This window comes from Candidatus Aquicultor secundus (assembly GCF_002791875.1).
Lineage (GTDB): Bacteria > Actinomycetota > Aquicultoria > Aquicultorales > Aquicultoraceae > Aquicultor_A > Aquicultor_A secundus.
In genome coordinates this window covers 1-7,970 of the sequence record NZ_PFNG01000084.1, presented here as the reverse complement: position 1 = coordinate 7,970, position 7,970 = coordinate 1, and the positions used below count along the sequence as shown (strand labels likewise).

Here is a 7,970-nt window from a genome sequence, read left to right as displayed (position 1 = left end):
CACTTCGTTCAGAATGACAGGCAACAGCAGTCTGTGAGTGTTCTCTGGATTCGGAGTTTATCCTGAGCGATAGCGAAGGACCTGCTCAGAATGACGATTGCCGGCGCTTAGAATGACATGAGACTATAAGTTCAGGGATAATTTGGTGATGGTTTTGAGCACAACAAGTAATGGTTATGAAAAATCGATAGTGGTTGATGGGCTTACCAGGAAGTTTGGTGAGTTTACGGCGGTTGATGGGGTTTCGTTCGATGTGAGGCGCGGGGAAATATTTGGATTTCTTGGGCCGAACGGGTCGGGTAAATCGACGACGATCAGGATGCTCTGCGGGATCCTCGAGCCGAGCGGGGGCCGGGCGAGCGTGCTTGGCTTTGATGTTGTCAATCAATCGGAGCAGATCAAGCAGCACATAGGTTACATGTCGCAGAAATTCAGCCTTTACGACGACCTTACGGTTATGGAGAACCTCGACTTCTACGGCGGCATCTACGGCCTGGGGAATTCAAAGCTTGCCGAGCGTAAGGATTTTGTCCTTGAGATGGCGGATTTGAAAGGCAGGGAGCACGAACTCGCGGCAAACCTGTCAACGGGGTGGAAGCAACGCCTCGCTCTCGGATGTGCGATTATCCATGAGCCCCGGATGGTGTTTTTGGATGAACCGACCGGCGGCGTCGACCCGGTATCCAGACGAAATTTCTGGGACATGCTTTATCACATGGCCGAAGCGGGGACCACGCTTTTTGTTACGACGCACTACATGGATGAGGCCGAGCATTGCCACAGAATCGGCTTTATCTACCAGGGCAGCATCATAGCGCTCGGGACCCCCGATCAGTTAAAGAAGGATCATATGGCGGGGGATATCGTCGAGATAAGTATCGATACGTCACAGCGGGCCTTAACGGCGGTCGGGCAGACGCCGGGGGTTGATGAGGCGTACTTTTACGGCGCGACTATTCACGCCAAGGTGGGGTCGGCGGCAAGGGAATCCCTGGCCATAGAGAAAAGCCTTAAGAGTACGGGGTTGAGTGATTTTACCATTCAGGTCGTCCAACCCAGCCTCGAAGACGTTTTTGTAAACCTCATCGAAACGATGCGCTAGGTCGAACGGCCTGGTTTTTTCAACCGTTTATGGTTGATTAGTCTAGATTGATATACCCAGAATCAGGTGTTTTACACGCGTTTTAAGCGTAGCGGCGCATTTTTGTTAGATAAGCGGTACGGCCGGGCGGATTGCAGTGACCACGGCTTCTTGAATCTGCTACACTTAGCCTAAAGGGGAGTTATTCATGCTGATCGCAAGAGTGAATCGCGACTTATGTATTGGATGCGGGAACTGCGAGATGGTGTGCCCGATATCGTTTGAGGAGAAGAAATAGGTGGACGAGCTAATCAAGCGGCTCAGGGATGAATATCCTGACGCCAGGATTGTTCTGAATTACTCGAATACGCTTGAGCTGCTGGTATCGGTGATCCTTTCGGCCCAGTGCACGGATAAAAAGGTAAACGAGGTCACGGCGACTTTATTTAAAAAATACAAGGATGTTCACGATTATGCGAACGCGCCGCTGGAGGAGTTAGAGCAGGATATCCGCCCGGCGGGGTTTTACCGGAACAAGGCGAAAAACATAAAAGGGGCCGCCGCCATGCTCATCGAGCGCTTTGGCGGGGAGGTGCCTTCGACCATGCAGGAGCTGATCCAGCTTCCGGGCGTTGCGAGAAAAACGGCGAATATCGTGCTTGGCAACGCGTTTAATATCGTTGAGGGAATCGCGGTCGATACGCATGTTAAGCGTCTCTCTAACCGCCTGGGTTTAAGCACGAACACCGACCCTGAGAAAATAGAGCGTGATCTCATGAATAGCGTTCCCAAAGACGAGTGGTTCAAGCTTACATATCTGTTGATCGAGCACGGCAGGGCGGTCTGCGACGCCAAGAAGCCCAAGTGCGATATCTGCTGCCTTAACGATATCTGTCCCTCGGCATGCCGACCTATCCCACGTTTTCAAGCAATTGAGGGCGGAAGTAAAGGATGGCGGAAGTTATAAGAAGGACGGCGGCGCCGATGGCGAGCGTAGGCGGGCTACCGATAAGCCTGGCCAACGAGCCGACGATGAGGCTCCCGATGGGGAAGAGCCCCATAAACGCCCAGACAAAGAGGCTCATCACGCGGCCCCTGATCTGCGTTGGCGCCATCAGCTGCAGTGATGTATTAATTGAAGATGTGGTCGTCAGAAACGCGATCCCTATACCGACTTGTGCAAGCAACGAGATGATAAACACTTTCGAGAACGCGAAGACTAGAAGCAGGATGCTGTAGCTGAATATCCCGAGCTTAATGAGGTTCCTTCGCGGGATGATATGGGTGAGGCCGGCTACAATAAGCGCACCGGTAACCGCCCCAAGGCCGGTTGCGGCAAATAAGTATCCCAGTCCCCGAGCGCCGGTTTTAAGGATATCGATGGCATACACCGGCATGAGCGTTGTGTGCGACATCCCGAAGGTAGTCAGCGTACCCACGCAGATAAGTAAAACAGCCGCCGAGGTATGTTCTTTTGCATAGTTGATACCTTCAGTGAAGTTTTTCCATACGCTCACTTCGCTTTTACGGATTTTTATAGGGGGCGGTTTAATCAGCAAGAGCGCGATTATGACCGCTAGAAAGCTCAGCGAATTAATATAAAACGAGGCCGCCACGCCAAGCAAGCTTATGATAAATCCTGCAATTGCCGGGCCTATCAACCTGGCGACGTTAAACTGCGCCGAGTTAAGGGCCACCGCATTGAGCAGGTCTTTCTTTGGGACCAGTTCGGGGATGAGCGACAGCCATGCCGGAAAACCGAAGCTTGAGGCTATCCCGGTGACCAGGGAGATGATAATTATGTTGGCAACATTTGCCGTATGCAGCGATATAAGTATGCCCAGGGTCAGGGCGAGAAGCATCTGTACGACCTGGGTTACGATAATGAGCGACCTTCTTTGATAACGGTCCGCAACGATCCCGCCGACAAGCGCCAGGAAAAGTGTCGGGATGCTCGATGAGAAGTTAACTAATCCCAGGGTGAATTCGGAGTGCGTGAGCTGAAAGACGAACAAGCCGAGGGCGACAGATTGAATCCATGTGCCGATATTTGAGAGGAGCGCCCCGGACCACAAATAACGGTACTCCGCATACCTGAGGGAAGAGAAAAGGCTCCAGCGCCTGGTACCTTTTTCTATAAGAGCGGCTTCGGGCGAAGCCGCTTCGGTCTCCAGCACTTCAGTCTCTGTTAATCTATCGTTCCCAAGCTCATTATGGTTTTTATCCATCGTGTATCCTTACCCATAATGAGCCATACGCTGAGTGCAATCAAGCCCCGGCATAACCGGGGCTCTACCCTGCCATGGGTCTTTCAAGTGTGGTTATAATATCCCGTATCTTTCGCAGGTCGTGTTCAAACTCATGCTGTCTCTCGCCTTCGTCTCCGGCCGCGTACGATCTGAGAACAGCCGCTGGGTGGAAGGTCGGAAGGATTTCTATCCCATGCCAATTATAAAACTTCCCGTGGTTTTCGGTAAGCTTAAAATCCTTTCCTAAAAACCACTGGCCGGCCTTGGCCCCGAGGGTTACGATCAGCTTTGGCTTGACCAGCGCGGTCTCGCGGTCGAGGAACTCGCGCTCGATGTTGATTTGCTTTACCGTCGGCGGCTTGTTTTCCTTCTTCCCCGAGGGGAGCGGCTTATAGGACCGGTGCTTCACGACATTGGTTATGTAAAAGTCGCGATTTACATCAAACCCCAGGTTTGTCAGGGTATGCTCAAGGAGCCTACCGGCGGTGCCTACAAAGGGCTTCTGCATCTGTTCTTCTTTTTCGCCCGGGCCTTCGCCGACCAGCATGCAGCGGGCATTCGGATTTCCGCGGGGGAATACCGGCCTGTCTCCGACACCCGTGAGCGTCCGACACTGCTCGCACTTTTTAATATCTTCGATTATTCGTTGCAATACAACCGACTTGTTAATCTCAGCCATTAAGATGTGGATACCTCAAATCACACCGCTATAAACAGGCGGTTTTTGCAGCGCAAGGACGGGGTATAAATTAGCTCGTAGCTAAGAGCAAAAGTTAGGTTGTCGAGGCCGGCCACGCAGGAGGATTGGTGTTTTGTTGTCTATAAGCCTCAACCTATTAAGTAAGCATGGATATTTAGGAGGCAGACTATGAAGATTGCTATGATCGCCGGACCCTGGTTACCCGTGCCGCCCGTAGCTTACGGGGGCGCCGAGCTTGTTATAAGCCAGCTTGCGGACGGATTAGTGGAGAGAGGGCATGAGGTTCTTCTTTTTGCTTCGGGAGACTCGCGGACAAAAGCCCAGCTCGTACCGATATCCCCTAAGCATTTAGGACAGGACTGGCCCGGCTACGGGGCCCCTCTGCAGAATGCGTTCTCAGAGTACTCGTATGTCCGCTCGTTTATGGAGAAAGCGGATATTATCCACGACCACACCATGCATCATAACACGTGGCTTCCTGTGAAGGCGATATATACCCTGCACGGTCCGGCCGAGTGGGGCGCAGAGCTGGCCCGCAGAATGAGTTCGTTCGCCCAGCAAAACTACTTTGTCGCCATCAGCAACACACAGCGACGCCTTTTTGGCGAAGAGGGGATAAACTTCGTGCACACGGTCTACAACGGGATCGACCTTAAAAATGTGCCGTTCTCGGACAAAAAGCAAGAATATTTGTTCTTTATCGGCAGGGCCAGCTGGGAAAAAGGCCTGGATATAGCGCTTAGGGTGGCCATTGCCACGAAACGCAAGCTGGTCATGGCGATAAAGATGACCGAAGCCCACGAGAAAGAATATTTCAGAAAAATAGTAAAACCCCTGCTTATACAGGCGGAGGTTAAGATTCTCGGAGACATAACGGTAGAAGAGAAATTCAACCTTTATAAAAGCGCGGCCGCCACGCTTTTCACCAGCCAGTGGGAGGAGCCGTTCGGCCTGGTTATGATCGAATCTATGGCTACGGGAACCCCGGTTCTGGCGCTGAAGAGGGGTGCCGCAAGCGAAGTTATCGAAAACGGTGTGACCGGTTTTATCGGAGATTCCATTGATGACCTTATAAAAGCAGTCGGTCATATCTCCGAGATAAGCCCCGAGGCGTGTCGCCGGCATGTGGCCGAAAACTTCTCGGTTGAGAGGATGGTCGAAGGCTACGAGGAAGCTTACAAAACGGTGCTCTACGGCTTTAAGAGAGCGATTATCGCGAAGGATGTTATGACTACCGATGTGATTACCGCTAGCCCGGATATGTCAAGAGAAGACCTGGTCAAGGTACTTGCCAAGTATGACGTAAGCGGTGTCCCCGTGCTATCCGACGGCAAGCTGGTCGGCATAGTCTCGGAGGATGATATCCTTTCCAAGCCGGGCGAATATGTATCCGAGATAATGTCGAGAAACGTTATCATGGTCAACGAAAAAGATCCGGTGCACAGGGTCGCCTCGATTCTTATCAGAAACAGGTTCAAACGCGTACCCGTGATGAGCGACGATCATGTGGCGGGCATTATAAGCAGGCATGACCTTGTCCAGGCGCTTGCATTAGAAAAATACGGCGCAGCCGGATAACTTGCTTCCTTAAATTATTCACTTCGTTTCGCCTGATGATATAATAACGATATCAAGGGTGATTAGCCTGCACGGAATAGTTTGAAAGGGAGCCATGTCGCAAGAAGAGAAGAAGAGAAGCCGTCTTGGGGTTATGGGCGGCACGTTTAACCCCATTCACTACGGGCACCTGGTGACGGCCGAGGAAGCGCTGTTCCAGTTTAAGCTGGATAAAGTGATCTTTATGCCCTCGGGGCAACCGCCGCATAAAACCGATAGAGAAATATTACCTCCTGAGGAGCGGTACCTGCTTACTGTAATTGCAACTGCGTCCAACCCCAACTTCGTCGTTTCCCGGCTTGAAATCGAGCGGACGGGCCCATCCTACACGATTGATACGTTGCGTGAGCTGCATGAGGTATACGGCCCGGATATCGACATCTTTTTCATTACGGGGGCCGATGCGGTTTGGGAGATCTTGACCTGGAAAGATGCCGCAAATCTTGTTGAGCTTACCGAGTTTATCGCCGCAACCAGACCGGGCTACAGCCTGGAGAAATTCAAAAAACTTCACGTTCTGCCCGAGGGCCAGGAGAAAAACAAGCCCAGGGTATCCATCATGGAAATACCGGCGCTTGCGATATCCTCGACCGATATACGAATGAGAGTCCATGAAAATCGTCCGATAAGTTACCTGGTACCGGAGGGGGTCGCCAATTACATACAGAAATGCGGCTTTTGGAAGGATTGATCTTAAGTCTTTACTATGGGATGGCGGCCGACTACTATGAGCTATAGCATAGAAGAAATCAAAGACAAGCTAAGAGAAAAACTCGAGCCGCAGCATTACGAGCATAGCCTGCGCACCGCCGAGGCCGCTCGGGATATGGCGAGGGCCTTCGGTGTGGATGTTGAGAAGGCCTACCTGGCGGGCCTGTTGCACGACTACGCCAAGTCGATGAGTAACGAGCAGTTATTTGAGGTGTCAAAGCAGTGCGGGATAGAGCTGGGGCCGATCGATACCGTTGTGCCCCATCTGCTGCATGCCAAGATAGGTGCGTGTCTGGTCGAGCTGGAGCTCGGCATCAATGATGTTGAGATCATCGAATCGATACGAAAACACACGACCGGATCATCCGTGATGAGTAAACTCGACAAGATAATTTACGTTGCGGATATGATCGAGCCGGGTAGGTCGTTTGAGGGCCTCGACCCCTTAAGGAAGATGGCCTTAGATGATCTGGACGAGGTGTTCCGGGCGGCCTATGTGCGTTCTCTCGAGTATCTGGTGAAAATGAGAAGACCCATACATCCAACAACGGTTGAAGTATGGAATAACGTAGTATTGAGCTGATTATGGGTGATTTCTTTAAACCGTTAGAAGAAGAAACCGAGCGCACGTCGAGGCTTGAGGCGCTGGGTGAAGCAAAAACCGAGCGTCGTAGGCGCCTGGCTATAATTCTCACCTCGGTCTTTCTGGTACTTGCCGTAGCGGTGGGCGGCTTTTTCGCGTTCAGGGCATTGGCCGGGAAAAGGACTGCGGGGCCGGAGCGGACGGCCAAGCACCAAAATACCGTAGAGACGAAGCGCGGTGAAGACAAACAACAGCAGGGAGCCCGGGAAGATCAAAGACAGGATAGCACCGACACGGCCGCGCAGATCAAACAGGTCGCAAATGTGCTTATCGTCGGCGTTCAGGAGCAAAACGGGCACAAGCAGGCGCGCGGTATCCTCTTTGCGAAGATCGACCTGTTAAGCGGGACGATCCAGGGGATAAATATCCCGGAAAAAACGTATCTCAATATAACCGGGCTCGGCCTGGACCAGATCGGCGCGTCGTTCTCCCTGGGCATGGATTCAACAAAAAAGGCGGTCGAGGACCTGTTGCACGTTCCGGCCGATAGCTACATAACCATGCACTATGAGGATTTTGAGTATATGATAAGCGAGAACACCTTCCAAACGGCATTCGACAAAGCGGTTGAGACCAATCTTTTCGAGGGCGAGAAGAAGGAATACAGCAAGCAGGTTGCAAGGATTATGCCCGCAAAAATAAACATAGTCCCGCTTCCGGTGAAGTTCGTAAGCATAAACGGGGAACCTTATTATCAACCAAACAATGAGGAAGTGGGTCGTCTACTCACGGCGTTATGGGGAATAAAAGTAGAAGTAAAAACCGATAACGCCCGGGTGATCATACTCAACGGCGCCGGTTTGCCGGGCGCGGGCAGGGTAATTTCGGACAAGCTTACGCCAAACGGGTTTATGGTGATAGATATTAAAAACGCGAGCAGCTTTAATTACCAGAAGACCGAAATAGTCGCCTACAAAGAGGAGTATATGGATAAGGCCAAGCAGATACAGCAGCTCCTCGGCATCGGAA

At 51.8% G+C, this 7,970-nt stretch carries 9 protein-coding genes; 7 read left to right on the top strand and 2 right to left on the bottom strand.

The genetic code is table 11. The annotated features are described in order from the left end of the window. Positions 1 to 154: 154 nt before the first annotated feature. The 3 genes from COY37_RS03325 (at position 155) to nth (ending at position 2,048) form a co-directional block, all read left to right on the top strand. Entirely contained in the window at positions 155 to 1,102 is a 948-nt protein-coding gene (locus COY37_RS03325; RefSeq protein ID WP_286679320.1) for an ABC transporter ATP-binding protein, read from the top strand. A gap of 187 nt (positions 1,103 to 1,289) precedes the next feature. Then, complete coding sequence (locus tag COY37_RS11775) at positions 1,290 to 1,379, top strand: 4Fe-4S binding protein (protein ID WP_353682481.1); 90 nt, start codon at positions 1,290 to 1,292, stop codon at positions 1,377 to 1,379. Then, positions 1,380 to 2,048: an endonuclease III gene (gene nth, locus COY37_RS03320; protein WP_286679321.1), complete on the top strand. Its 669-nt coding sequence runs from the start codon at positions 1,380 to 1,382 to the stop codon at positions 2,046 to 2,048. Here the strand turns inward: nth and COY37_RS03315 are convergent. Together COY37_RS03315 and COY37_RS03310 are read right to left on the bottom strand one after the other, a co-directional pair. Continuing rightward, complete coding sequence (locus tag COY37_RS03315; protein WP_286976086.1) at positions 1,993 to 3,309, bottom strand: MFS transporter; 1,317 nt, start codon at positions 3,307 to 3,309, stop codon at positions 1,993 to 1,995. The two genes, nth and COY37_RS03315, sit on opposite strands and share 56 nt — an antisense overlap. 64 nt (positions 3,310 to 3,373) lie before the next feature. After that, entirely contained in the window at positions 3,374 to 4,009 is a 636-nt protein-coding gene (locus COY37_RS03310; protein ID WP_286976083.1) for a uracil-DNA glycosylase, read from the bottom strand. Between the two features lie 189 nt (positions 4,010 to 4,198). On the opposite strand from COY37_RS03310, the gene COY37_RS03305 reads away from it, so the two are divergent. The 4 genes from COY37_RS03305 to COY37_RS03290 all read left to right on the top strand — a co-directional run. Further along, positions 4,199 to 5,608 carry a CBS domain-containing protein gene (locus COY37_RS03305; RefSeq protein ID WP_286678032.1) on the top strand — a complete coding sequence of 470 codons (1,410 nt, stop codon included), beginning with the start codon at positions 4,199 to 4,201 and terminating at the stop codon, positions 5,606 to 5,608. Positions 5,609 to 5,702: 94 nt separating this feature from the next. Continuing rightward, positions 5,703 to 6,338 carry a nicotinate-nucleotide adenylyltransferase gene (gene nadD, locus COY37_RS03300; protein ID WP_286678031.1) on the top strand — a complete coding sequence of 212 codons (636 nt, stop codon included), beginning with the start codon at positions 5,703 to 5,705 and terminating at the stop codon, positions 6,336 to 6,338. 36 nt (positions 6,339 to 6,374) lie between these two features. Further along, positions 6,375 to 6,941 (top strand): bis(5'-nucleosyl)-tetraphosphatase (symmetrical) YqeK, encoded by a 567-nt coding sequence (gene yqeK / locus COY37_RS03295; protein WP_286678030.1) that lies wholly within the window; start codon positions 6,375 to 6,377, stop codon positions 6,939 to 6,941. A 2-nt stretch (positions 6,942 to 6,943) separates the two neighbouring features. After that, positions 6,944 to 7,970 (top strand): LCP family protein (locus tag COY37_RS03290; RefSeq protein WP_286976078.1); only part of this gene is annotated, 1,027 nt, incomplete at its 3' end.